The sequence below is a fragment of the Mycobacterium sp. SMC-19 genome, from assembly GCF_045310815.1.
GTDB lineage: Bacteria > Actinomycetota > Actinomycetes > Mycobacteriales > Mycobacteriaceae > Mycobacterium.
In genome coordinates this window covers 13,589-37,756 of record NZ_JBJIAM010000015.1, presented here as the reverse complement: position 1 = coordinate 37,756, position 24,168 = coordinate 13,589, and the positions used below count along the sequence as shown (strand labels likewise).

Annotated in this window: 20 protein-coding genes and 1 tRNA gene; 9 read left to right on the top strand and 12 right to left on the bottom strand. The window is 68.5% G+C overall.

Annotated features, from left to right (window positions below; genetic code table 11):
- Positions 1-3: 3 nt before the first annotated feature.
- Positions 4-1,386: a diaminopimelate decarboxylase gene (lysA, locus tag ACJH5R_RS21805; RefSeq protein WP_406760006.1), complete on the bottom strand. Its 1,383-nt coding sequence runs from the start codon at positions 1,384-1,386 to the stop codon at positions 4-6.
- A 50-nt stretch (positions 1,387-1,436) separates the two neighbouring features.
- Positions 1,437-3,083 carry an arginine--tRNA ligase gene (gene argS, locus ACJH5R_RS21800; RefSeq protein WP_406759988.1) on the bottom strand — a complete coding sequence of 549 codons (1,647 nt, stop codon included), beginning with the start codon at positions 3,081-3,083 and terminating at the stop codon, positions 1,437-1,439.
- A 112-nt stretch (positions 3,084-3,195) separates the two neighbouring features.
- Between argS and ACJH5R_RS21795 the strand changes: the two genes are divergently transcribed.
- From ACJH5R_RS21795 to ACJH5R_RS21780, 4 genes are all read left to right on the top strand, one after another.
- A tRNA-Arg gene (locus ACJH5R_RS21795) sits at positions 3,196-3,268 on the top strand.
- An 81-nt stretch (positions 3,269-3,349) separates the two neighbouring features.
- Entirely contained in the window at positions 3,350-3,709 is a 360-nt protein-coding gene (locus ACJH5R_RS21790) for a type VII secretion target (protein WP_406759987.1), read from the top strand.
- Between the two features lie 6 nt (positions 3,710-3,715).
- A complete protein-coding gene (locus ACJH5R_RS21785) occupies positions 3,716-4,975 on the top strand; it encodes a hypothetical protein (RefSeq protein WP_406759986.1) in 1,260 nt (419 codons plus the stop codon).
- The gene (locus tag ACJH5R_RS21780; RefSeq protein ID WP_406759985.1) at positions 4,975-5,541 is read left to right on the top strand and encodes a hypothetical protein; all 567 of its coding nucleotides are present in this window, start codon (positions 4,975-4,977) and stop codon (positions 5,539-5,541) included. Before ACJH5R_RS21785 ends, ACJH5R_RS21780 begins: the two co-directional genes overlap by 1 nt.
- A 126-nt stretch (positions 5,542-5,667) precedes the next feature.
- Here the strand turns inward: ACJH5R_RS21780 and ACJH5R_RS21775 are convergent, their stop codons facing one another.
- From ACJH5R_RS21775 to ACJH5R_RS21765, 3 genes are all read right to left on the bottom strand, one after another.
- On the bottom strand, positions 5,668-6,330 hold the full coding sequence (locus ACJH5R_RS21775; protein ID WP_406782898.1) for an HAD family hydrolase: 663 nt from the start codon (positions 6,328-6,330) through the stop codon (positions 5,668-5,670).
- A 72-nt stretch (positions 6,331-6,402) separates the two neighbouring features.
- Positions 6,403-10,083 carry a PE family protein gene (locus ACJH5R_RS21770; protein ID WP_406782897.1) on the bottom strand — a complete coding sequence of 1,227 codons (3,681 nt, stop codon included), beginning with the start codon at positions 10,081-10,083 and terminating at the stop codon, positions 6,403-6,405.
- A 501-nt stretch (positions 10,084-10,584) separates the two neighbouring features.
- The gene (locus ACJH5R_RS21765) at positions 10,585-11,292 is read right to left on the bottom strand and encodes a DUF732 domain-containing protein (RefSeq protein ID WP_406782896.1); all 708 of its coding nucleotides are present in this window, start codon (positions 11,290-11,292) and stop codon (positions 10,585-10,587) included.
- A 253-nt stretch (positions 11,293-11,545) separates the two neighbouring features.
- Between ACJH5R_RS21765 and ACJH5R_RS21760 the strand changes: the two genes are divergently transcribed.
- Complete coding sequence (locus tag ACJH5R_RS21760) at positions 11,546-12,460, top strand: LLM class F420-dependent oxidoreductase (protein WP_406782895.1); 915 nt, start codon at positions 11,546-11,548, stop codon at positions 12,458-12,460.
- A 9-nt stretch (positions 12,461-12,469) separates the two neighbouring features.
- On the opposite strand, the gene ACJH5R_RS21755 is transcribed toward ACJH5R_RS21760, so the two are convergent.
- A complete protein-coding gene (locus ACJH5R_RS21755) occupies positions 12,470-13,918 on the bottom strand; it encodes a DUF4185 domain-containing protein (protein ID WP_406782894.1) in 1,449 nt (482 codons plus the stop codon).
- A 131-nt stretch (positions 13,919-14,049) separates the two neighbouring features.
- The gene (locus ACJH5R_RS21750; protein ID WP_406782909.1) at positions 14,050-14,940 is read right to left on the bottom strand and encodes an LLM class flavin-dependent oxidoreductase; all 891 of its coding nucleotides are present in this window, start codon (positions 14,938-14,940) and stop codon (positions 14,050-14,052) included.
- A 58-nt stretch (positions 14,941-14,998) separates the two neighbouring features.
- On the opposite strand from ACJH5R_RS21750, the gene ACJH5R_RS21745 reads away from it, so the two are divergent.
- On the top strand, positions 14,999-15,388 hold the full coding sequence (locus ACJH5R_RS21745; protein ID WP_406782893.1) for a VOC family protein: 390 nt from the start codon (positions 14,999-15,001) through the stop codon (positions 15,386-15,388).
- Positions 15,389-15,440: 52 nt separating this feature from the next.
- Here ACJH5R_RS21745 and ACJH5R_RS21740 read toward each other — a convergent pair whose 3' ends face one another.
- The 5 genes from ACJH5R_RS21740 to ACJH5R_RS21720 all read right to left on the bottom strand — a co-directional run bounded on the left by ACJH5R_RS21740 (position 15,441) and on the right by ACJH5R_RS21720 (position 20,182).
- Positions 15,441-15,917 (bottom strand): Rrf2 family transcriptional regulator, encoded by a 477-nt coding sequence (locus tag ACJH5R_RS21740; RefSeq protein ID WP_406760004.1) that lies wholly within the window; start codon positions 15,915-15,917, stop codon positions 15,441-15,443.
- Positions 15,918-15,942: 25 nt separating this feature from the next.
- Positions 15,943-16,671, bottom strand: a complete 729-nt coding sequence (locus ACJH5R_RS21735; protein WP_220696054.1) for a 3'(2'),5'-bisphosphate nucleotidase CysQ — start codon at positions 16,669-16,671, stop codon at positions 15,943-15,945.
- The gene (gene cysC / locus ACJH5R_RS21730; RefSeq protein WP_220696053.1) at positions 16,668-18,521 is read right to left on the bottom strand and encodes an adenylyl-sulfate kinase; all 1,854 of its coding nucleotides are present in this window, start codon (positions 18,519-18,521) and stop codon (positions 16,668-16,670) included. Before cysC ends, ACJH5R_RS21735 begins: the two co-directional genes overlap by 4 nt.
- Positions 18,521-19,459 carry a sulfate adenylyltransferase subunit CysD gene (gene cysD / locus ACJH5R_RS21725; RefSeq protein ID WP_406782892.1) on the bottom strand — a complete coding sequence of 313 codons (939 nt, stop codon included), beginning with the start codon at positions 19,457-19,459 and terminating at the stop codon, positions 18,521-18,523. Before cysD ends, cysC begins: the two co-directional genes overlap by 1 nt.
- A 231-nt stretch (positions 19,460-19,690) precedes the next feature.
- The gene (locus ACJH5R_RS21720) at positions 19,691-20,182 is read right to left on the bottom strand and encodes a beta-class carbonic anhydrase (protein ID WP_406782891.1); all 492 of its coding nucleotides are present in this window, start codon (positions 20,180-20,182) and stop codon (positions 19,691-19,693) included.
- Between the two features lie 216 nt (positions 20,183-20,398).
- Between ACJH5R_RS21720 and ACJH5R_RS21715 the strand changes: the two genes are divergently transcribed.
- From ACJH5R_RS21715 to ACJH5R_RS21705, 3 genes are read left to right on the top strand one after another with little or no spacing between them, the layout of a single operon-like run.
- The gene (locus ACJH5R_RS21715) at positions 20,399-21,376 is read left to right on the top strand and encodes an ABC transporter permease (RefSeq protein ID WP_406759974.1); all 978 of its coding nucleotides are present in this window, start codon (positions 20,399-20,401) and stop codon (positions 21,374-21,376) included.
- Positions 21,373-22,260, top strand: a complete 888-nt coding sequence (locus ACJH5R_RS21710; RefSeq protein ID WP_406782890.1) for an ABC transporter permease — start codon at positions 21,373-21,375, stop codon at positions 22,258-22,260. Before ACJH5R_RS21715 ends, ACJH5R_RS21710 begins: the two co-directional genes overlap by 4 nt.
- Entirely contained in the window at positions 22,257-24,077 is a 1,821-nt protein-coding gene (locus ACJH5R_RS21705) for a dipeptide ABC transporter ATP-binding protein (protein ID WP_406782889.1), read from the top strand. The genes ACJH5R_RS21710 and ACJH5R_RS21705 overlap by 4 nt, the downstream gene beginning before the upstream one ends.
- The last annotated feature ends 91 nt before the right edge of the window (positions 24,078-24,168 follow it).

Here is a 24,168-nt window from a genome sequence, read left to right as displayed (position 1 = left end):
TTTCTACCCCACCTCCAGGCTGATCAGGTCTTCGACGGTCTCCCGGCGCAGCATAAGGCGGGCTTTCCCGTCACGTACCGCCACCACCGCCGGGCGGGTGAGCAGGTTGTACCGGCTCGACATCGAGTAACAGTAGGCGCCGGTGGCGGCCACGGCGATCAGGTCGCCGGGAACCATGCCTTCGGGCACCCAGGTGTCGCGGACGATGATGTCGCCGCTCTCGCAGTGCTTGCCGACGATGCGCCCCAGCTCCGGCAGAGCCCCTGCTTCTCCGAGGCCCGGCAGACCTCGCGAGACCAGCCGCACGTCGTAATGCGCGTCGTAGAGCGCCGGACGGATGTTGTCGCTCATGCCGCCGTCGACGCTGACGTAGCGGCGATGTCCGGTGGCGCTGACGGCGACGTCCTTGACGGTGCCGACCTCATAGAGCGTGACGGTGCCCGGCCCGGCGATGGCCCGCCCGGGTTCGACGACCAGCTGCGGGGTGGGCAGGCCCACCGCCGCGGACTGCTCCGCCACGATCGCGGCGAGCTTGGCTGCCAGCTCGGCCATCGGCGGCGGGTCGTCCTGCGGCTGATACGAGATGCCCAGTCCCCCACCCAGGTCGATGACCGAGAGCTGCGCGGTCTTGTCGACGCCGAATTCGGCGACCACATCGCGCAGCAGCCCGATGACGCGGTGGGCGGCCAACTCGAAGCCGGCGACGTCGAAGATCTGCGAGCCGATGTGGCTGTGCAGGCCGATCAGCCGCAGGTGCTCGGCGGCGAACACCCGCCGGATGGCGTCCATCGCCGCACCGCTGGCTAGCGACAGCCCGAACTTCTGGTCTTCGTGGGCGGTCGAGATGAACTCGTGGGTGTGGGCCTCCACACCCACGGTGACGCGCACCAGCACATCCTGGACGGTCCCGGCAGCCTTGGCGACCGCTTCGAGGCGGTCGATCTCGATCAGCGAGTCGACCACGATGTGGCCGACGCCGGCGTTCACTGCGGTCTGCAGCTCGGCAACCGATTTGTTGTTGCCGTGCAAGGTGATCCGCTGTGCGGGGAAGCCGGCGTGCAGCGCAACGGCCAGCTCTCCCCCGGTGGCGACGTCCAGACACAGGCCCTCTTGGTCGATCCAGCGCGCGATCTCGCTGCACAGGAAGGCCTTGGCGGCGTAGTGCACGTTGTCGCCCCCACCGAACGCCTCGGCGATCTCGCGGCAGCGGCCGCGGAAGTCGTCCTCGTCGATGACGAACAGCGGGGTGCCGAATTCGGCGGCCAGGTCGGTGACCTTCACCCCGGCGATCTGGGTCACGCCGTCGTCACCGCGAACGGTGTTGCGCGGCCAGACGTTCGGCGCCAGCTGCAGCAGCTGCTGCGGGGTCTGGGGCCGCGGCGGCAGTCCGTCGTGCTGGATCTCTTCGGCGTGGCGCGGGCCCGCGGGGTGAACGTTCACATCCGCTCCGGTGCGCTCACGCCGAGGATGCCCAGCCCGTTGGCGATCACCTGGCGGGTGGCCTGACACAGCGCCAGCCGCGCAGCGTGCAGGTCGCCAGGCTCCTCATCGCCCTGGGGCAGCACCCGGCAGCTGTCGTAGAACCGGTGGTAGTCCCCGGCAAGGTCTTCCAGGTAGCGGCAGACCCGGTGCGGTTCCCGCAGTGCGGCAGCGGTTTCCAGCACCCGGGGAAACTCGCCGAGGTTGCGGATCAGCGCGCCTTCCTTTTCGTGGCTCAGCAGCCCGAGGTTGGCGGTGTCGGCGGCCAGACCCAGTTCGGCGGCGTTGCGGGCCAGCGCGGAGAGCCGGGCGTGCGCGTATTGCACGTAGTAGACCGGGTTTTCGTTGCTCGCCGAGGACCACAGCGCCAGGTCGATGTCGATCGGGGTGTCCACCGAGGAGCGGGTCAGGCTGTACCGGGCGGCGTCCACGCCAATGGCCTCGACCAGGTCATCGAGGGTGATGACGGTGCCGGCACGCTTGCTCATCTTGACCGGCTGGCCGTCGCGTACCAGGTTGACCATCTGGCCGATCAGCACCTCGACAGTGGCAGGGTCGTCACCGAAGGCGGCCGCGGCGGCCTTGAGCCGGGCGATGTAGCCGTGGTGGTCGGCGCCGAGCATGTAGATGCACAGGTTGAAGCCGCGCTCACGCTTGTCCAGGTAGTAGGCCAAGTCGCCGGCGATGTAGGCGGGCTTGCCGTCGCTCTTGATGACGACGCGGTCCTTGTCGTCGCCGTAGGCGCTGGCGCGCAGCCAGGTCGCGCCGTCTTTTTCGTAGATGTTGTCGTTGGCCCGCAGCCGCTCGATGGCCTGCTCGACGCGGCCGGAGGTGTGCATCGAGTCTTCGTGGGTGAAGACGTCGAAGTCGGTGCCGAACTCGTGCAGCGATTTCTTGATGTGGGTGAACATCAGGTCGACGCCGATCTCGCGGAACGTCTCCTGGGCATCCGGGCTGTTCAGCGCGTCGGGGGCCTTGGCCTGGATCTGCGCGGCGATATCGGTGATGTAGGCGCCTGCGTAGCCGTCCTCGGGGGCGGGCTCGCCCTTGGCGGCGGCGATCAGCGAGTTGGCGAACCGGTCGATCTGGGCGCCGTGGTCGTTGAAGTAGTACTCGCGGGTGACTGCGGCACCCTGGGTGCTCAGCAGCCGGCCCAGCGCGTCGCCGACCGCGGCCCAGCGGGTGCCACCGATGTGGATGGGGCCGGTCGGGTTGGCCGAGACGAACTCCAGGTTGACGTTGAGGCCGTCGAACTCGCGGGAGTGCCCGTAGTTCTCTGCGGCGGCGATCACGTTGGCGACCACGGCACCCTGCGCCGAGGCCTCGATGCGCAGGTTCACAAAGCCCGGCCCGGCGATCTCGGCGGCGGCGATCCCGTCGGCCAGCGCCAGCGCCGCAGCCAGCCACTCGGCCAGCTCGCGCGGGTTGACGCCCACCTTCTTGCCCAGCTGCAGGGCCAGGTTGGTGGCGTAATCACCGTGTTCGGGGTTGCGCGGCCGCTCGACCGTCACCGTCGCGGGCAGCGCGGCGGTGTCCAGGTCGTGTTCGGCCAGCACCGCGGCGGCGGTGTTCTTGAGCAATTCGGCCAGATCGGCGGGGGTCACGAGGCCCCATCCTATGGTCTTACGTGGTCAGGCCCCGAATCCGTCCGGTTCTCGGGTCCGGGCTTTGATGCGCTAGTCTGTCAAAGCCCACATGGCGCCGCATCACGCGAGCGCCCCCGTAGCTCAGGGGATAGAGCGTCTGCCTCCGGAGCAGAAGGCCGCAGGTTCGAATCCTGCCGGGGGCACCCAGGTCAAAATGCCCATCGAGGGCTTGAGTCATTCGCCGGTGAATTTCACAAACCGTCGTTCACTAATACAGTTCTCCCATGACCTCCCCCGCCCTGCGCGTCACTCCGGCCAGCCTGCGGGAGCTGGCAGAGCGGTGCACGTCGCTGTCGGATCAGGTTGCACCAGCACTGCCGGCGGCAGCCGCTCCCGCATGGCAGGCCACCGGCACAGCAGCCAGCACCGTCAATACCGGCGCCAGCACCGCCGCGACCGCGATGCGCGGACGGATGACGGCCAGCTCGGGAAAGCTCACCACCGCGGCCCACGACTACGAGGCAATGGACCAAGCCGGCGCCGCCACCCTAGCCGCAGTCCCCCAGCACAGCCGCGGCCTTCCCCCGCTGGTCCCGCGTTCCGGCGTCGACGGCGGCTCCGGCGGGCTCGGGACGCCCAGGTAACGAGCGATGCCTTTCCCGACGCTGACCGAGATCGAAGACGCGAACTGGGACTACCTCACCACCAACGCCACCGCCTGGACGAATCTCGCTAATACCTGGGAAGCCGCGTTCACCGAAATCCGCGACGCCTCTCCGAGTCCCGGCGGCATCCCGTGGACCGGCACCGGCGCCCAGGCCTTCCAATACCGCGCCGCCGCCGACGTGGTGAAAGTCCACGGCCCCGCCGACATGCTGCGCAACGCCGCCGGGATCGCCACCCGCGGCGCGCAAGCGCAACAGGGCAACAAGTCACTGGTGCTGTCTGCCGTTAATACCGCTGAGCGCCAAGACTTCCGAGTCGGTGATGACTACTCCGTCACCGACACCTGGACCTACTACAGCTCCGCTGCGGAGCAAGCTCAGCGCGAGCAGGCCGCAGACGGTCATGCCAGTTTCATCAAGTCCCGTGCCGTCAACCTGGTCAACAATGAGCAGGAGATCGCCCGCCAACTCAGCACCGCGACGGCCGGACTACGCGAGTTCAGCTTCGGCGAAGAAGGCGCCGACGGTGGCGCGGGCGGACGCAACGCGGCACTGGCCAAAGGCCGCTTCCCACTCGCCCCATATGATGCACTCCCACCACCGCGCCCTCCCGGTCAAAACGACGATCCGTGGAAGCATGGCGGCGATCAACGGTGGTCTTCGCAAGCGTCGGCTCGACCCAAGGAGATAGCGGTTCTCGCTGCCGCTGAGGAAGAGATGATCAGAAATCATCAGCCGACAGCGAGAGGGATGCTGGAGCACTACCTGGGGAATACTGGAACTCCCAAGCAACTGCCTCCGGAGGTTCTCAACTCCTGGCTATCGGACGGCAACAACGGCTACGGTGACCGCTTCCTGTCCCCGCCACAACAGATTGCCGGCAACGTAAACAACATCACCCAACAAGCTCTCGAACAGGCTCAACGAACCGGAATGGCTGTGACCCTGAGTGGAAACACGGACTGGCAGACGGTAGCGGGAAGCGATGGCGACCATGTGCGAACGCTGGGGCACTACTCGTTGTCTACCGCGTACAACATAACCATGAACCCGGATGGCACGTATGCGCTGAGGTATCGCAATGATGTCTACGACTGGTACAACTTTGCAACACATCCATACGCCAGCAGCACGACACAACAGATTTCCTCCTGGGCACATGACCTGCAAGCGGCGGGACTGGCGCAGGACTTCCTCATAACGGGGTCAAGCAGCGTGCATACGGTTGAAGGCGCGGTGCGCTAGTGCCACGTATCCCGCTGATCACCATCACAGTCGCGCTTCTCCTTGCCCAAGTCGCGACTGGTTGCGGGTTCGCAAATGTCACCAAGGTGTCCACGCAAGAAATTCCCATCGACGACGCGGTAGGGAAGATCAACAGCGCCGCCAAATGGGCACACCTTCCGCAATCCCTCATCCCGCTGGAAGCCACCGCACATCAGACCAACGCGCCGATGGAGACGGACACCAGCATCACATTGGCTTTCAAGGCTCCGCTAGCCGACGTCGACAGCTACCTGACTGCCATGCACGCGCGCAAGGACTACACACTGGTTCGTCCCGCGAACGACTGTCCCGCGCCGGGGAGCGGACAGACTCTGGTACGAGAACCACCGCCGCCATCAACTGAGATGTGGTCTGATTCCGGCTTCTTCGCGCGCTGCGCAGCCGTAGAACAGTGGGAGATGTACAGCGATGAATGGACCACACCAGGAACGACGGTCGGAACCCTGTACCGCCAGGCGGGTGTTCATCCAGGGGGCACAGAAGTCATCAACGTACTTTTCACACTGAGCGGGCACAACCTCTAGCCGCTGCCTTCGCTGTTTCGGTATTTCACTTCGCCGTCATCGCTTCCCACAGATTCGGGGCCCGTACATCTCCGCCAGCTCGCGACGAATGGACCATCCGCTACCCCGTCGTTGTGGTCTAAACCGCTACATCTTTTGAACGGTTTTCGCCCACTCGATAAGCGCGACGTCGTCGAGGGTGCCGGTGATGTAGTCACCGTCGAGCGACTTCCCCAATTGGGATGGGACGGTCACTACGAATGCGCTCGCGGCGCGGGCGGCGGTAACCCCAGTCGATGAGTCCTCGAAAGCGACACCCGTGTGGGGCGAGGCACCGAGACGTTCGAATGCCGTCAAGTACAGCTCGGGATGGGGTTTGGCACGCGCGACCTCGTCGGCTGCGACAGATATCGCAAAGAAATCTCCTAACGCAGAGGATTTCAGGGCAGCGGTGAGCATGGCTCGCGGGCTGTTGGTCGCAACGGCGATCGGCACCCTGTCTTGGAGATTCTCAAGGAGCTGCCTGGCACCCGGCATGGGCGCAACCCCTGCCGATAGCTCCGCTTCGACACGTGGCATGAGATCGGCCTGCAGCCGAGGACCCGCCCCAGGAATCCCGAAATGTACGGCCATATTGGCGCACGCCGACTCAAGAGTCCGGCCGATCAAGATGTCCTTCTCGGCGGGACCAAATCCGAACCCGTAATCGGCGAACAAGGCCTCCTCGGCCCGCGACCAACAACTCTCGGTATCGAGCAGCAGCCCGTCGCAGTCGAAGACGATCGCACTCACGTACCGAGGAAGTGCCATGCCCCAGACGCTAACGGCGATTGACGGTGCGGGCAGCCACTTCCGGCCGGGTCCCGCACCGCCGCCAAGGCTCTAGGGAGTGCCGCCGGCACCGCCCGGACTGCCGCCGACGCCACCAGTGTTTCCCGACGGAGCGCCACCCGGAGTGCCGGCACCGCCCGGGTGCCCGGCCCCTAGCGAATCGCCGCCGGCACCGGAAGCACCACCATGGCCACCGGGGTTGCCGTTGCCGCCGTTGCCGCCGACACCGCCGTCACCACCCGAGCCGCTGGCACTGTCGCCTCCGGCGCCACCGATTCCGCCGAGTCCACCAGTTTCGCCTCCCTGAGTCGCATTGCCGCCGTTGCCGCCACGGCCCCCGTCCCCGCCGTCGGCCGTGCCGGTACTGATGCCCCCTGCGCCGCCGGCGCCACCATCGCCGCCGCCCCCGAAGCTGTGGCCCGTGCCGCCATGGCCACCATCCGCACCGTTGGCGGCGATCCCGCTCTGGCTACCGCCCCCGGCGCCGCCGGCACCACCAGCTCCCCCGAGGAACATGCCGTCGGCACCATCACCGGCCGCGCCGGCGGCGCCTCCGTTGCCGCTGACACTGTTGCCACCCGCACCACCCTTGCCGCCGGAGCCGCCGTCGGTGGTACCGCTGCTACCGTCAGCGCCCGCGCCGCCGGCACCACCGTTTCCGCTGACACTGTCGCCCCCTGAACCGCCGGCACCACCGTTGCCGTAGCCGTGGCCGTCGCTGGGGTCGCTGCCGCCAGCGCCGGCGGCACCGCCGTTACCCCCGGCACCACCGTTGGCGGCCCCACCGCTGCCGCCGCCGTCGCCGCCGGCTCCGCCACTGCCGCCGGCACGGCTGCCGCCCCCGCCCTGACCGCCATCGGCGCCCGCGGCGACGTGTCCGCTCTGGCTGCTACCTCCGGCACCACCGGCCCCGCCGTTGCCCCCGTAATAGCCGCCATCGCCGCCGCTACCGGCTAGCCCGGCGGCGCCGCCGTTGCCGCTGATGCTGTTGCCGCCCGAACCGCCGGAACCACCGTGCCCTCCTTCGCCGCCGGGACCCCCGCCAGCGCCGTCTGCGCCGGTCCCGCCGGCCCCGCCGTTGCCGCTGACGCTGCTGCCTCCGGCACCACCGGCACCACCGGACCCGCCGGTGCCCCCAAAGGCGTCAACCGCGCGCCCCACGCCGCCATTGCCCCCGGCGCCACCGTTGGCGGTGCCGCCGCTGTTCCCGCCGGCGCCACCCTCGCCGCCCGAGCCCCCGCTCCAGCCTGCGATCCCGCCGTCGCCGCCGTCGGCACCGGCGGCGGCGCTCCCGCTCTGGCTGCTCCCCCCGGCGCCCCCGGCACCCCCGTGCCCGCCGAAGCCACTGATGAGGCCGCCGTCGCCGCCGTCGCCGGCCGCACCCGCAGCGCCACCGTTGCCGCTGACACTGTTGCCGCCGGCACCACCGGCACCACCGTCGCCGCCAGCACCCCCGTCGGAACCGCCCGCGGCACCGTGCGCGCCGGCACCACCGGCACCGCCGCTGCCGCTGACGCTGCTTCCGCCGGCACCACCGGCACCGCCCGAACCGCCTTGACCGTTGGCCAGGTCGGTAGCCGCGCGTCCTTGCCCGCCATTCCCGCCGGCACCACCATTGGCGGCCCCGCCGCTGTTTCCGCCGGCGCCGCCGGCGCCCCCCGCACCGCCGTAGGAGCTGCCGATACCTCCGCGACCGCCATCGGCCCCCTTGGCAGCGATCCCGGTCTGGCTGCTCCCCCCAGCACCGCCCGCGCCACCCTTACCGCCAACGTCGCCGCCATCGCCGCCATCGCCGGCTTTGCCCGCAGCACCGCCGGTGCCGCTGACGCTGTTTCCGCCAGCCCCGCCGGCACCGCCTGCGCTGCCTGCACCAACGCCGACCGTTCCGTCCGAGCCGGCGCCACCGGCGCCGCCATTACCGCTGACGCTGTCCCCTCCGGCGCCGCCATCGCCACCGACGCCCGCCAATCCACTGTTCTGGGTGGCCTCGCCGCCGGCTCCGCCGTTGCCGCCGGCGCCACCGTTGGCAGCGCCGCTGCTGTCGCCGCCGGCACCACCATTGCCGCCGGCCCCTGCGGCGTAGATGGCATCGCCGCCCCCGCCGCCATCGGCTCCACTACCGGCAGTGCCGCTCTCGCTAGCGCCACCCGCACCGCCGGAACCGCCGGCCCCGCCGTAGAGGCCTAAGCCATCCAGATACCGACTGTCGCCGCCGTTGCCGCCCAGCCCGCCGGCACCACCGATACCGCTGATGGTGTTGCCGCCGACCCCGCCGTCGCCGCCGGCACCGGCCGCTATGCCGCGACCGCCGTCGCCGCCCGCACCCCCGGCACCGGCGTTGCCCGCGGCACTGTCACCGCCGGCGCCACCCAGGCCACCCGCACCGGCGAAGGGCGCAACGGGCAGCGCAATCCCACTGAGTTCGGTGTCTCCGCCGAGCCCGCCCGTGCCACCCGTGCCGCCGCCAACAGCGCCGGCCCCGCCATTGCCACCCGCACCGCCGACACCGCCGTCGATGTCCGTGGCGACACCACCGACGCCCCCGTTGCCGCCGTTTCCTCCGGTGCCTGCGCCGCCCGCACCACCATTGCCACCGGCCCCGCCATTGCCGCCGCCGTCGAAGCCGTCACCACCGAGGCCGCCGTTGCCACCATGGGAGACCGCACCGGCCACGCCTCCGCCGCCGCCTGCCGCGCCTGCATTGCCGGCATCCCCGCCGTTGCCACCGGCACCGCCATGGATCGAACCGGCCGTACCGTCAGCCCCGCCACCACCTGCTCCGCCGGCGCCGGCAGCTCCACCATCGCCTGCCTGGCCGGTCGCACCGACCACGCCGGCCACCGCGCCCTGCCCGGCCGCACCGCCCGCGCCACCGGTGCCACCCGTGCCGCCATCGCCGCCGTTGCCGCCGTTTCCTCCGGCGCCGTCGCTCGTACCGGCGACTCCGATGGCCCCGGTCGCGCCGTCACCGCCTTCGCCCCCGACTCCACCGACGCCGCCGTTTCCGCCGCTGCCACCCGTGCCGGACAGCAGTCCGCCCCTGCCGCCGGCCCCACCGGTTCCACCGATACCGCCGTTGCCGCCGAGGGTTCCGCTGCTGCCGGCCAGGACTCCGTCGACCCCGCTGGTCCCGGCCAGCCCGGAACCGCCATCGCCGCCGTCACCACCGGATCCCCACAGCCAGTTGCCTGCGCCGCCAACGCCGCCGGCACCACCCAGGCCACCGGCGCCGCCGTCACCGCCGTCGCCGAACATCCAGCCGCCGGCACCACCCGACCCGCCGTCGCCGCCGTCGTAGCCCTCGCCGCCAGCCCCGCCGTTGCCCCACATCCCGGCCATCCCGCCGGCATAGCCGGCCAGATGATCAACTGTCCCGGCAGCACCGATCCCGCCGTCACCGGACAGGAATCCGCCGTCGCCCAGGTCGCCGATGCCCGGCAGCCAGCCGAAGAGCGAGTCGTTGGTGCCGGTGAAAAAGTCCACCCCGTCGCCGATCATCACCCGGCCGAACAGATTCACCGAGGCGTCGTTGAGCCAGTCCAGCAGCGGATCATTCGACGTATCCAGCGCCGGTGAACTCTCCGGCAAGGCTGCGGCCCACCACCCCCACGGGTCCGCGGCCGCCGCATCGCCAGGACCAACGCCGCCGAACAAGTCGAGCAGCGGCGCGATCAGGTCGTCGAAATCTGCCCTCGCAGGCGGGGCCGACGCCGGCGCGAACCCCATCGCCATGGCTGCACCGACTGCCGAGGCCGCCCCCACAGCCCGTCGAGAAGCCCTACGCCTGCTTGCTCTGTCACCGTCTCTGCCGATCATCTCGGCCCTCCCCGCAATCACGGAACCCCACCGTCGGGCGCCTTGACGAAACCGCTGATTCTGATAAAAAGCTATGCGTCCGTTGGCGCCCTGCGCATCAGGGAAAACCCTTGCAATTTCCGACTGCGGACGTGGGTTCCCTGGGCGTCAGCTGGCAAGCGATGCCGCGCTCCTTCGCTCAGAGCGCAATTCACCACAGGCGGCGGATCTCAGCCCCAGGGCCGATCAAGTGACTATTCGCCTTGGCTTCCAGATTCCCGACTTCGCTTACGGCACCGACGTTTCGACCTTGTTCCCCTATCTGTTGTCACCGCATACGGCGACGCCAGTTGGCGCTACCCGGTAGCGCGGGGCCAGTTCGTACCGTTCGCCGTCGCCTCGGTCATCTCCGCGGGCAGCTTCGCCCTAATCATCAACTCAGCGCCCGGCGCCCGGGCAGTAGGACTCGATTGCCGCTCGGGCGACCTTTACAGCTTCTGCCCGCTTGACTGACGGGGTTGACCTTCCGCCATTGCTCTGCGCGATGTTGTCCACGACCTGGTCGGGAGTCCACCCCAATTGCGTCAAACGCCAGCAGGTTTCGCGGCCCTGGCTTACCAGGCCGGGAGGATTGCTCACCGTGTAGCCGAGGCCCGCCATTCGGTCCAGGTAGGCCACATCGGCCGGATCGGTGATGCCTGGGTATCTCGAGGAGGGCGGTTGGGCCGCTGGCGGTGCGGCAACCACAGCCGAGGGCTGTTGCTGGACGGTGACTGGCGGGGGATGCATAACGGTGATCGGGGGCGGCTGCGTGACGGTCACAGTCACCGGCGGCGGCTGCACGACCGTCACCGTGGCCGGCGGGGCCGCACCGATAGTGGTCGGCGGGGACGCCGCAACCGTCGTGGTTGCCGGGCGGGAGGGTGCGAAAACGAGTCCCGACGGCCTCATGTTGAACCAGATCATCGTGACGGCGGTTACCGCGACGATGGACGACAGGAGGGCAGCAATCGGCAGGTAGCGCAGCCGCGGAGGCGCCTGCGTTGTTTCGATCAGTTCGTCGCCCGGTTCATCCTCAGACCAGGCTTCGGCGATGACCTCGTTGCCGACGGTTAGGGCGGCTTCGGCAGGATCATCGGTGGTCACTTCGTGTGCCGCGTTTCCTTTTCCCGCACCTAATGCGTTCATTCCGGCATGGAATCTACCTCGACGATATCGCAGACGACTTATCGAACGAATGCAGCGATCCAGAAGACCTTTTTCACGTCACCGGGCGGTAGGCGACTCTGGCCACCGCCGACCCGACGAGTGAGCGCCGCAGAAAGTTCATCACCTGAACTGCTTTCGCGGAGAGCACAAACCGCCGCAATATTCCGTTAGCACCCCTAAGCTCAGCCACGTGACGATTCGCCTTGGCTTCCAGATCCCCGACTTCTCCTACGGCACCGACGTTTCGACCTTGTTCCCCACCGTCATCGCACGGGCCCGCGAGGCCGAGGCGGCTGGGTTCGACGCGGTGTTCGTGATGGACCACTTCTACCAACTACCGATGCTGGGCTCCCCCGACCAGCCCATGCTCGAGGCGTACACCACCCTCGGCGCGCTGGCACAGGCGACTGAAAACGTCCAGTTGGGCACGCTGGTCACCGGCAACAGCTACCGCAACCCGACCCTGCTGGCCAAGATCATCACCACCCTGGATGTGATCAGCGCCGGGCGAGCGATCCTGGGCATCGGCACCGGATGGTTCGAGCTCGAACACGACCAGTTGGGTTTCGAGTTCGGCACTTTCACCGACCGGTTCAACCGGCTCGATGAGGCGCTGGAGATCATCTTGCCGATGCTCAAAGGTGAGCGGCCGACCTTCGAGGGCAAGTGGTACCGGGCCAGCGAGGCGATGGCCGAACCCCGCTTCCGCGACCACATTCCGCTGCTGATCGGCGGCAGCGGCGAGAAGAAGACGATCCCGCTGGCGGCGCGCCACTTCGATCATCTCAACCTGATCATCGGATTCGACGAGGCGAAGGCGAAGATGGACGTGGTTCGGCGCAGCTGCGAGGACGTGGGCCGCGACCCGGCCACCCTGGAAACCACCCAGTTGATCACCGTGCTGCCTGGCGACTTCCCCGCTGATCAGCTCCCCGATGCGATCAAGCAGCGGACGGTGACCGGCAGCCCCGAAGCGATCGCCGAGCAGATCAAGACCAAGGTGCTCGATGCCGGCGTCGGCGGGGTGACCATGAATATCCCCGGCTACACCCCCGGCGTGATCACCGAGGTGGGTGCGGCGTTGCGCGCGGTGCTCGACGACTGACCCGCAGCCTTACCCCAACACCGTGTGCATCAGCATCACGTCGTAGGCGTTCCACAGCGACAGCGTGAAGTACACGTCCTTGCCCGTCGACCACGGGTGCACATACGGCGCGTAGATGCCGCCGGGAATCTGGCCGGTGGGGATCAGCGTCTGCTCGGCGCTCCACGGCCCCTGCGGCGTGGGCGCGGTGCGGGCCACGACGTCATTGCCGCCGTTGCCGTACAGCGCCAGGTACTGCCGCAGGTGGGTGTTGTACTGCACCGACATTTCGCCCACCGGGCCGGGGATCACCGGGGTGGCCGCGGCCGGGTTGGCGGGCACCCAGGATCCGCTGTCGCCGTTCCAGTACTGGTACTTGGTGAGGTCGGGAATGGCGCGCTCGGGCACCCGCGACAGGTACGCCGCGCCGCCGCGGCCGGACGGGGTTCCGTAGGAGTACAGGTAGCCGTCATTGCCGCGCAGGTAGGCGCCCATCTGGAATTTCTCGTTGCCGGGGACGAAGTGCGCCCGCGGGACGTTCTCCGGCGACGTCGAACGCACCGTCCCCGGATAGACGCCCCAGGTTTCGCCGTTGTCGTTGGAGACCGCGATCGCGGAGTAGTTGGTGGACCACTCCCCGTCGCGCCCCCATTGCTTGATGGACATGAAATTCATGTACTGGTTGCCGGCGATCCCGATGGCGGCGGTGGGGATCATGCCTTCCTGCTGCGGGGCCAGCTGCACCGCGGGCAGGATCTGCTTGGAGAAGTTCGCTTGCCGCAGTGGCGATCCCGAGTACTTGTTGCCCACTGCTCCGGGGCCAACGGTGATCCCGTCGGCGAGGTTGTTGTCATTGCTGCGGAACAGCACGTTCTGCCGCCACTGCTTGCCCTGGATGCGGCAGTAGCCGAAGGTGTCGCCGAACGCGTAGAGGATCTGACGGTTTCCGGGATCGCCGTTGTCCCAGGGGATGCCGAGGTCGGTACCGGAGATGCCGAAGCGTTGCAGGGTTTGGTTGGGACTGTTGGGCCCGGTCATCCACTCCACCAGCGACGTCTGGGCACCGGCGATGGCGCCGGCTGCGTCGGCGGTCGACAGACCCGGATCTGCGCCGGCGTTCGGCACGGGCTGGGCGGGCTGGACTGGTTGGGCGACGTTCGGCACGGCTTCACCGCCGGGAACTGGGGCCGGCGGTACCACCGCGGCCTGTTGCCGAATCGTGCCGTTCGGGTTGATCAGTGCGGCGATCAGCGGGCCCAGTTTGGGCAGTGGCGCAGAGTCGTTGGTGCCGCGGGGCCGCCGCCCGGTCGGCAGCTGGCCGGCCCCGGTGGTCGGTGAGCCCGGCGGCGGGTCGATGTTGGCTTCGGGGGCATTGCAGGTGGCCGCGTTCGCCGGCGGCGCGAACTCGGTGGCGGCAACCATCCCCAGGACGACCACCGGCACCATCGCCGCCGAGACGATCCGACGCGTCGCCGACATGTCACACCTTTCCCAGGACCCGGTCCCGGGCCTCGCACCACTGTGACGATAGTGATTTCTGGGACTTCTGTGGCTGCCAGAGGACGATAGAGACGCATCCGTGACGGTGTCGCAACCAGCGGATTACCCGCTCAGCCGGCCCGGCTGACCTCGGCAATCACGTCGGCCACGCTCCGCAGTTGGCCCAGGTCAGAGCTGGTCGGGATCAGATGAACCTCGTCGGTGCCCACCGCCGCGAACCGGCGCAGCACCTCGGCCAGCTCGTCCTCGCTGCCGGCCCAGCCGGTGGTCGGCGCCATCGCCTCGACATACTCGGCCGGAATCCAGTTCATGTAGCGCAGCAGGTGCCGGCGCACCTGATCGCGGGCTTCGTCACGATTCCCCAGGGCGAACCAGAACGACGTCGCCAGATACGGCTTGGCCCGGCCCGCCTGCTGCCAGGCGTCACGCGCGACGTCGAACAGCTCGTTCTGTTTGGCGACGTCAAGATCCAAGGTGATGCCGGCCAGGCCTTCGGCCCAAGTGGCCGCACTGCGCAAGGTCTTGGGGCCGGTCGTGCCGACCACCAGCGGCGGCCCGCCGGGCTGGGTCGGCGCCGGGCCGACCGGCAGCACCGACTCGGTGATCTTCTCCCCCGCCCAGACGCGTCGCATGATCGCGACAGCCTCGGCCATCTCCCCCATGGTCTGCGTCGCCGGATCGGCACCGACCGCGCGGTAGTCCTCCTCGCGGCCACCCACGCCGAGCCCGACGGTGAGCCGGCCCTGGCTGAGCAGGTCGGCGGTGGCCAGCGCTTTGGCGAGCATGACGGGGTCGTGCAGTTGCGGGACGATCACCGTGGTCACCAGGCGCACCCGCTCGGTCCACGCCGCCAGCGCCCCCAGCAGGGTCAGGCTGTCGGGGTTGGTGAACGCGATCCGCTCGCCCCAGGCCAGCGACGAGAACGGCCCGTCGTCAATGGTGCGCGCCCAGTCCCGCAGCAGCGTTGCGTCCAGGTTCAGTTCCATCACCGGCATGGTCATTCCCACCTGCATGACCGCGATTGTGGCACGGGCGGCGTTCGCGGCCGACACTTGAGGAATGGGCATTTCGTTCAACCACACGATCGTGGCCGCACACGACAAGCAGGCGTCGGCAGCGTTTCTGGCCGAGCTGTTCGGACTGCCGGCGCCGCAGCCGTTCGGGCACTTCCAGGTCGTCGCACTCGATCACCAAGCCAGCCTTGACTACGCCGACGTGCCCACGGACGAGCCGATCCGGCCGCAGCACTACGCGTTTCTGGTCTCTGAATCCGACTTCGACGCGATCTACGCCAAGATCTCCGGGCGTGGCCTGGAGCACTGGGCAGATCCGCGAGGTGAACACCCGGGCGAAATCAACCACAACGACGGCGGGCGCGGCGTGTACTTCCGCGATCCCGGCGGTCACTACATGGAGATCCTCACCCGGCCGTACGGCGCCGGCGGTTAGCGAGGCTCGACGCAGGAGAGGCGAAGCTGGACCGCCGCATCAACCCCGGCGCCTAGCCCGGCGAGTGGCCGCGCTGGCGCTCCTGGGTGCGGTAGTCGGTGGCGAGTTCGGCGACATGCGCGGGCAGATCGCCCGACGCCACGTCGGCCAGGCTGGTCTGCTCGAGCACGGAACGCATGCTGGCCCGCAAGGCCCGCCACACATCGGTCAACGCGGCCGTCGGGCCGGCATACGGCAGATCGCCCATGCCGATGTCACGAACACTGGCCAGCGGGCCGTCGATGCAGCGCAACACGTCGGCGACGCTGATCGCGGTGGCCGCCCGGGCCAGCTCGTAGCCGCCGTCGCGGCCGCGCTGGCTGCGCACCAGCCGGTCGGTCCGCAGATCGGACAAGATGTCGACGAGGAACTGCGCCGGAATGCCCTGCGCGGACGCTATTTCGTCGGTCTTGACCAGGGCGCCGGGCTCGGCGGTGGCCAGTTGGACCATCGCTCGCACCGCGTACTCCGCCTTGGCCGACATGCGCATTGCGAGCATTCTTCCATCTGGCGGGTCAGCTGATCGCTGCGAGCACCTCTTGCGCGTATTCGGGGCGGCACACCACCAGGTCGGGCAGCAATGGGTCCGCCCGGTTGTAGACCAGCGGTGAACCGTCGATGCGCGAGGTGTGCAGTCCTGCGGCCCGGGCCACCGCCACCGGCGCGGCCGAGTCCCACTCGTACTGCCCGCCGGCGTGCACGTAGACATCGGTGGTGCCCGCCACGACGGAGGCCACCTTCACCCCCGCCGAGCCCATCGGCACCAGCACGCCGTCCAGTCGCTCGCGAACCGCTTCGGCGATCGCGGGCGGACGGCTGCGTGACACCGCGATGCGGGGCGCCCCCTGGTATGCGGGCGGGGCGGGAACCGTCGGGGTGGCCAGCGTGCTGTCCCGCGCGGGCAGCGCCACCGCCCCGGCGGACAACTCGCCGGCTTGCCACAGCGCCACGTGCACGGCCCAGTCGTCGCGGCCGAGTTCGCTGAACTCCCGGGTGCCGTCCAGCGGGTCGACGATCCACACCCGCTCGGCGGCCAGGCGGACCGGGTTGTCGGCGCCCTCCTCGGACAGCACCGCGTCGTCGGGCCGCTCACTGGCCAGTGCGGCCATCAGGAAGTCATGCGAACGCTGGTCGCCGGCCGCCTTCCGTTCCGCCTCTGTCGCGTCGGCCAGTTCCTCGCGGACACGCAGCAGCAGCCGGCCCGCCTCGGCGGCCAGGTGCGCGGCCAGCTGGTGATCGTTCACTTGCGGTCGTCGATCGCCGCGATGACCTGGCGGGCCTGCTCGTCGACGCTGTTCTGCGAGCTCAACCGCACGTCGGGGTTCCGCGGCCGCTGATACGGGCTGTCGATACCGGTGAAGTGCGTGATCAGTCCCGCGCGCGCCTTCGCGTAGAGCCCCTTGGGGTCACGCTGCTCGCACTCCTCCAACGAGGTGTCGCAGAACACCTCGACGAAGTCGAACCCGGCGTCGGTGTGCACCTGGCGGGCCAGCTGGCGATGCTCGATCAGCGGGCTGATCGCCGGCACCAACACGATCTGGCCGGAGTCGGCCAGCAAGGTGGCCACGTGCGCCAGCCGCCGCAGATTCTCGGCACGGTCGGCCATCGAGAAGCCCAGGTCGGCATTGAGGCCGTGCCGCAGGTTGTCGCCGTCGAGAACGTAAGCCGGCGTGCCCCTTTCGAGCAACAGCTGTTCGACACGCATCGCCACCGACGACTTGCCCGCGCCGGACAGGCCGGTCAGCCACACGGTGCGGCCCTTGGACAACCGGTCGGTCGCGGTGACCAGCGACTCGTGGCGCACCGTGTTGGGGCTCGACACGCGCGGCGAGACGTCGCGCAGCACCATGCCGGCGGCCACGGTGCCGTTGGTCGCCTGGTCGATCAGGATGAACGAGCCGGTGGCGTCGTTGCGGGTGAACTCGTCGAGCATCAGCGGCACCTGCGAACGCAGCGAGACGCGGCCGAGCTCGTTGAGCTTCAACGTGTTCGCCTCTTTGTCGCGGTGCAAGGTGTTGACGTCAAGGCGGTAGTCCAGCGCCATCACCTTCACCCGGGTGGTCCGGGTGGTGTGCTTGATGATGTAGTCGTTGCCCGGCTGCAGCGTCGCACCGTCGGCCATCCAACACACGGTGGCGTCGAAGTCCTGGACCACGCGCGGCTGGTTGTTGGTGCGGGCGATCATGTCGCCGCGGGAGATGTCGATGTCGTCGGTGAGGCTCACCGAGACCGCCATCGGCGGAAACGCTTCGGCCACTGTGCCGTTGGGACCCTCGATCGCGGCGATCCGGCTCGGCTTGCCCGAGGGCAGCACCACGACGTCGTCGCCGGGACGCAGTACACCGCTGGCCACCGTGCCGGCGTAGCTGCGGTGATCGGCGTGTTCGTGGGTCTGCGGGCGGATCACGTACTGCACCGGGAACCGCACGTCGACCAGGTTGCGGTCACCGGCGATGTAGACCTCTTCGAGGTGGCTCAGCAGCGCCGGACCATCGTAGAAGGGCGTCTTGTCGGACTTGGTCACCACGTTGTCGCCGAGCAGCGCCGAGATCGGGATGGTCGTCACGTCGTGCACGTCCAGGCGGGTGGCGAACGAGTGGAAGTCGTCGCGGATCGCTTCGAACTTCTCGGCGTCCCAGTCGATCAGATCCATCTTGTTGACCGCCAACACAATGTGACGGATCCCCAGCAGCGACGCCAGGAAGGTGTGCCGGCGGGACTGCTCCTGCAGCCCGTGCCGCGCGTCGACCAGCACGATCGCCAGCTGGGCGGTCGAGGCTCCGGTCACCATGTTGCGGGTGTACTGGATGTGCCCCGGGGTGTCGGCGATGATGAATTTCCGCTTGGGCGTTGCGAAGTAGCGGTAAGCGACATCGATCGTGATGCCCTGCTCGCGCTCGGCGCGCAGACCGTCGGTGACCAGGGCCAGGTCGGTGTAGTCGTGACCGCGCTCCCGGGAGGTGCGCTCGACCGAGGCCAGCTGGTCCTCCATGACGGCCTTCGAGTCGAACAGCAGCCGCCCGATCAGCGTGGACTTGCCGTCGTCGACCGATCCGGCCGTGGCGATACGAAGCAGCGTGGTTGCCGCACCCATCAGAAATACCCCTGCCTCTTGCGGTCTTCCATGCCTGCTTCCGAGATCCGGTCGTCGGCGCGAGTCGCCCCGCGCTCGGTCAGCCGCGACACCGCGGTCTCGTCGATCACCTCTTGCACGGTGGCCGCCGTGGATTCCACACAACCCGTGCACGTGACGTCGCCGACGGTGCGGAACCGGACCGAAGTCTCGAACACCTCTTCCCCGTCGACGGGGCGCAGGAACTCATGGTCGGCCAGCAGCATGCCGTCACGCCGGAACACCTTGCGCTGGTGCGCGAAATAGATTGACGGCAAGGCGATTTCCTCGGCGCCGATGTAGGACCAGATGTCGAACTCGGTCCAGTTCGACAGCGGGAACGCCCGGATGTGTTCGCCGGCCCGATGCCGCCCGTTGTAGAGGTTCCACAGCTCGGGCCGTTGGGCCTTGGGGTCCCACTGGCCGAACTCGTCACGGAAGCTGAACACCCGCTCCTTGGCGCGAGCCTTCTCCTCGTCGCGGCGGGCACCGCCGAACGCGGCGTCGAACTTGTTCTCGCGGATCGCCCGCAGCAACGTGACGGTCTGCAGCGGGTTGCGCGACGGCCCGTCATCGACCACCCGTCCGGCGTCGATGTCGTCTTGCACCGAGGCGACCACCAGCCGGACCCCGGTCTGGGCGACGAGCTCGTCGCGGGCGGCGATGACCTCGTCGAAGTTGTGGCCGGTGTCGACATGCATCACCGGGAACGGCAGCCGGCCCGGCGCGAACGCCTTGACGGCCAGATGCAGCATGACGATGGAGTCCTTGCCGCCGGAGAACAGCAGCACTGGACGTTCGAACTCCGCCGCCACCTCCCGGATGATGTGGATGGCCTCGGCCTCCAGGGTGCGCAGATGCGTGAGCTGATAGTGCCCGGCCGTGGAGGCCTCGGGGGGCGCGGTGACGTTACTGGTCATGACTTCCTTGCCAGAGATACCCGATAATCTTGGTGAGACTTACCATATTTCTTGGTTATAGCCGGCTATGCAACCAGCCGCACTGTCTCGCTGTCAATGTGATCTACGCGGCCCGGCCGCCTTCGTGCGCCTCCCCCCGCGCGAGCGTGCGTGTCTGTACGCCGACACGCCGCTCAGACACGGACATGTGCGCACCCTCGTCGGGATCCTCGCCCCCGGGAAAGGGAGCAGCTACAGGCTGACTTCGTTGAGCTTTCCGGTGGCGACGTCGAAGACGAACCCGCGCAGCGACGTGGTCTGGGTGATGAACGGGCTGGCCTTGACCCGTCGCAATGACTGACGGACGTCCTCGACCGGGTCCGGGAATGCCTCGGCCGACCATGTCGGGCGGATGCCGGTCTCTTCCAGGATGGAGCGCTTGAAGTCGTCGTCGGTGAAGGTGAGCATTCCGCAGTCGGTGTGGTGGATCAGGATGATCTCGCGGGTGCCCAACAGCCGCTGGCTGATCGCCAGGGAACGGATCGCATCGTCGGAGATCACGCCCCCGGCGTTGCGGATGGCGTGCGCCTCGCCCTCGTTGAGCCCCAGCACCCGGTAGACGTCGAGGCGGGCGTCCATGCAGGCGACGACCGCGACGTGCTTGCTCGGCGGCATGGGCAGTGGACCCTTGAAGGTCTTCGCGTATTCGGCGTTGTTCGCCAAGTAGTCATCGGTGACGGTCACAGGTCTTCTCCTCTGTCGCGGTGCAGCGCAGCCTAGTGAACGAACCCGGGGAGATCACGGGTAAAAATCACGCAAAAAATCGTCTCCGGACGGCCGCCTCCCCCGCCGCGAGCGTGCGTAGACGTACAGATCTCCCCGGTGTGTCGCGGACAGACACGCACGCTCGCGGTGGTGGGAAAGGGGTGGGGGTCCACGGCACCCTCTACCCTTTTGGCCATGACGCGGTTTCTGGCCGGCCGGGCGCTGAACTACCTGGTGCTGCTGGGTCTCGCATCGTTCCTGACGTTCTGCCTGACCTCGTTGGCCTTCGCGCCGCTGGACAGCCTGATGCAACGCAACCCGCGTCCGCCGCAGGCCGTGATCGACGCCAAGGCCACCGAACTGGGCCTGGACAAGCCGATTCCGCTGCGTTACGCGCACTGGGCCACCCACGCCGTGCGCGGCGACTTCGGGGTCACCGTCACCGGTCAGCCGGTCTCGGGGGAACTGGGCCGGCGCATCGGGGTCAGCCTGCGGCTGCTGGTCGTCGGTTCCCTGGCCGGCACCGTGATCGGCGTGGTGGCCGGCGCCTGGGGGGCGGTGCGCCAGTACCGAATATCCGACCGGGTCATCACCATGGCGGCGCTGCTGGTTCTCTCGGTGCCGACCTTCGTGCTGGCCAACCTGGTGATCCTCAGCGCGTTGCGGGTGAACTGGGCCCTGGGCGCGCAACTGTTCGACTACACCGGGGAAACCTCCCCCGGGCTGGTCACCGGCTTCTGGCCCGGGCTGGCCGATCGGCTGCAGCACCTGGTGTTGCCGTCGCTGACACTGGCGCTGGGCGCGGCCGCCAGCTTCAGCCGCTACCAGCGCAACGCGATGCTCGACGTGCTCGGCCAGGACTTCATCCGCACCGCGCGGGCCAAGGGCCTGACCCGCCGTCGCGCCCTGTTCAAACACGGGCTGCGGACCGCGCTGATCCCGATGGCGACACTGTTCGCCTACGGGGTGGCCGGCCTGGTCACCGGCGCGGTGTTCGTCGAGAAGATCTTCGGCTGGCACGGCATGGGCGAATGGGTGGTGCAGGGCGTGGCGACCCAGGACACCAATATCGTCGCGGCCATCACGGTGTTCTCCGGTGCGGTGGTGCTGCTGGCCGGACTGCTCTCCGACGTCATCTACGCGATGCTCGACCCGCGGGTGCGGGTGTCATGACCCGCCCCGCCGAGATCGAGTTCGCTTCGCGGCGCACCCTGGTGCTGCGCCGATTCCTGCGCAGCCGCAGCGCCGTGGCCGCGCTGGCCCTGCTGGCGGTGATGTTCGTCGGCTGCTACACGCTGCCCGGCCTGCTGCCCTACTCCTACACCGACCTCGACTACGACGCGCTGCTGGTTCCACCGGGTGCTCGACACTGGTTGGGCACCAACGCTTTGGGCCAGGATCTGCTGGCCCAGATCCTGCGCGGCATGCAGAAGTCGATGCTGATCGGCGTGTGCGTGGCGCTGATCTCCACGGTGATCGCCGCGACCGTCGGAGCGATCTCGGGCTATTTCGGCGGATGGCGCGACCGGGTGCTGATGTGGCTGGTCGACCTGCTGCTGGTGGTACCGGCTTTCATCCTGATCGCGATCATCACCCCACGCACCAAGAACAGCGGCAACATCGCGCTGCTGGTGCTGTTGCTGGCCGGGTTCAGCTGGATGATCAGCGCCCGCATGGTGCGCGGGCTGACCATGAGCCTGCGGGAACGCGAATTCATCCGGGCCGCACGCTATATGGGCGTCTCCAGCCGACGCATCATCATCGACCATGTGGTGCCCAACGTGGCGTCCATCTTGATCATCGACACCGCACTCAATGTCGCGGTGGCGATCCTGGCCGAAACCGGTTTGAGCTACCTGGGTTTCGGCATCCAACCGCCCGACGTCTCGCTGGGCACCCTGATCGCCGACGGCACCGCATCGGCCATTACCTTCCCGTGGGTCTTCCTGTTCCCGGCCGGGGTGTTGATCACCATCCTGGTCTGCGCCAACCTCGCCGGCGACGGTCTGCGTGACGCGCTGGACCCCGATGCCGCGACGCTGCGGGACCGCCGATGAGCACCCTGCTGGAAGTCTCCGACCTGGCCGTGACGTTCGGCACCGGCCCCGACGCGGTACGTGCGGTGCGCGGCATCAGCTACCACGTCGACGCCGGCGAAGTGGTAGCGATGGTCGGCGAATCGGGTTCAGGGAAATCCGCGGCGGCGATGGCCGTGATGGGGCTGCTGCCCGAGCATGCGCAGGTGTCCGGATCGGTGCGGCTGGCCGGCACGCAGCTGATCGGGCTGGGCGACACCGCGATGTCGAAGTTCCGCGGCGCCTCGATCGGGATGGTGTTCCAGGACCCGATGTCGGCGCTCACACCGGTGTACACCGTGGGCGATCAGATCGCCGAGGCCATCGAGGTGCACCAGCCCCGGGTGGGCCGCGCCGCGGCGCGCCGACGTGCGGTCGAGCTGCTGGAACTGGTCGGGATCGCCAGGCCCGAGCAGCGGGCGCGGGCGTTTCCGCACGAACTGTCCGGCGGTGAGCGGCAACGGGTGGTGATCGCCATCGCCATCGCCTGCGACCCGGACCTGCTGATCTGCGACGAGCCCACCACCGCGCTCGACGTCACCGTGCAGGCGCAGATCCTTGAGGTTCTCAAGACCGCGCGGGACGTGACCGGCGCCGGGGTGCTGATCATCACCCACGACCTGGGGGTGGTCGCCGAATTCGCCGACCGAGCACTGGTGATGTACGCCGGCCGGGTGGTCGAGTCCGCACCGGTCGAGGTTCTGTACTCCGACCGGCGGATGCCCTACACGGTGGGACTGTTGGGTTCGGTGCCCCGCCTGGACGCCCCGCAGGGCACGCGATTGGTGCCGATCCCGGGCGCACCACCGTCATTGACAGCCGGGGTCGATACGGGTTGTCCATTCGCCCCGCGCTGCCCATTGGCCGCCGACGACTGCCTGGCCGCTGAGCCGGAGCTGCTCAGTGTCGGGGAGAACCATTGGGCGGCATGCATTCACACCGATCAGGTGATCGGGCGCAGCGCCGCCGACATCTATGGCGTGCGCACCGAGGTGGCGGCCGCGGTCTGCGGCGAGTCCCCCACCGTGCTGCGGGTCCGCGACCTGGTCAAGACCTATCCGCTGACCAAGGGCGTGCTGCGCCGGCGCGCCGGTGAGGTGCGCGCCGTCGACGGCGTGAGCTTCGAGTTGCAGCAGGGCCGCACGCTGGGGATCGTCGGCGAATCCGGCTCGGGCAAATCCACCACCTTGCACCAGATCCTGGAGCTGACCGCGCCGCAGTCCGGGTCGATCGAAGTGCTCGGCACCGACGTCGCGGCATTGAAGAGGGACGGCCGTCGCGCCCTGCGGCGTGATCTGCAAGTGGTGTTCCAGGATCCGGTCGCTTCCCTGGATCCCCGGCTGCCGGTCTTCGAACTCCTGGCAGAGCCCCTGCGTGCCAACGGCTCCGACAAGGCCGCCATCCATGCCCGAGTCGCCGAACTTTTGGAGCTGGTGGGACTACGCCGCGGCGACGCGCTGCGCTACCCCTCGGAGTTCTCCGGCGGGCAGAAGCAGCGAATCGGCATCGCCCGGGCTCTGGCGTTGCAGCCGAAGATCCTCGCGCTCGACGAGCCGGTGTCCGCACTCGATGTGTCGATTCAGGCCGGGATCATCAACCTGCTGTTGGATCTGCAGCAGCAACTCGGACTGTCGTACCTGTTTGTGTCGCATGACCTTTCGGTGGTCAAGCACCTGGCGCACCGGGTCGCGGTGATGTTCGCCGGTGCGATCGTCGAACAGGGCGAGGCCGATCAGGTCTTCGGCAATCCGCAACACGACTACACCCGCCGCCTACTGGCCGCGGTGCCGCGCTCATGAATAGGACATTGACTCTGCACTCACGGCGACGTTGTGCGAGAAGAGGCCGCCCTGGACGCAGAGTCAACGGGGTGGTGGCCACCGTGGTGGC

Bases quoted from the DNA above. Each gene is read 5' to 3' on its own strand.
- ACJH5R_RS21790 (WP_406759987.1), top strand. From the start codon at position 3,350: ATGACCTCCCCCGCCCTGCGCGTCACTCCGGCCAGCCTGCGGGAGCTG.
- ACJH5R_RS21785 (WP_406759986.1), top strand. From the start codon at position 3,716: ATGCCTTTCCCGACGCTGACCGAGATCGAAGACGCGAACTGGGACTAC.
- ACJH5R_RS21775 (WP_406782898.1), bottom strand. From the start codon at position 6,330: ATGGCACTTCCTCGGTACGTGAGTGCGATCGTCTTCGACTGCGACGGG.
- ACJH5R_RS21770 (WP_406782897.1), bottom strand. From the start codon at position 10,083: ATGGCGATGGGGTTCGCGCCGGCGTCGGCCCCGCCTGCGAGGGCAGAT.
- ACJH5R_RS21755 (WP_406782894.1), bottom strand. From the start codon at position 13,918: ATGTCGGCGACGCGTCGGATCGTCTCGGCGGCGATGGTGCCGGTGGTC.
- ACJH5R_RS21750 (WP_406782909.1), bottom strand. From the start codon at position 14,940: ATGACCATGCCGGTGATGGAACTGAACCTGGACGCAACGCTGCTGCGG.
- ACJH5R_RS21745 (WP_406782893.1), top strand. From the start codon at position 14,999: ATGGGCATTTCGTTCAACCACACGATCGTGGCCGCACACGACAAGCAG.
- ACJH5R_RS21740 (WP_406760004.1), bottom strand. From the start codon at position 15,917: ATGCGCATGTCGGCCAAGGCGGAGTACGCGGTGCGAGCGATGGTCCAA.
- cysC (WP_220696053.1), bottom strand. From the start codon at position 18,521: ATGGGTGCGGCAACCACGCTGCTTCGTATCGCCACGGCCGGATCGGTC.
- cysD (WP_406782892.1), bottom strand. From the start codon at position 19,459: ATGACCAGTAACGTCACCGCGCCCCCCGAGGCCTCCACGGCCGGGCAC.
- ACJH5R_RS21715 (WP_406759974.1), top strand. From the start codon at position 20,399: ATGACGCGGTTTCTGGCCGGCCGGGCGCTGAACTACCTGGTGCTGCTG.
- ACJH5R_RS21710 (WP_406782890.1), top strand. From the start codon at position 21,373: ATGACCCGCCCCGCCGAGATCGAGTTCGCTTCGCGGCGCACCCTGGTG.
- ACJH5R_RS21705 (WP_406782889.1), top strand. From the start codon at position 22,257: ATGAGCACCCTGCTGGAAGTCTCCGACCTGGCCGTGACGTTCGGCACC.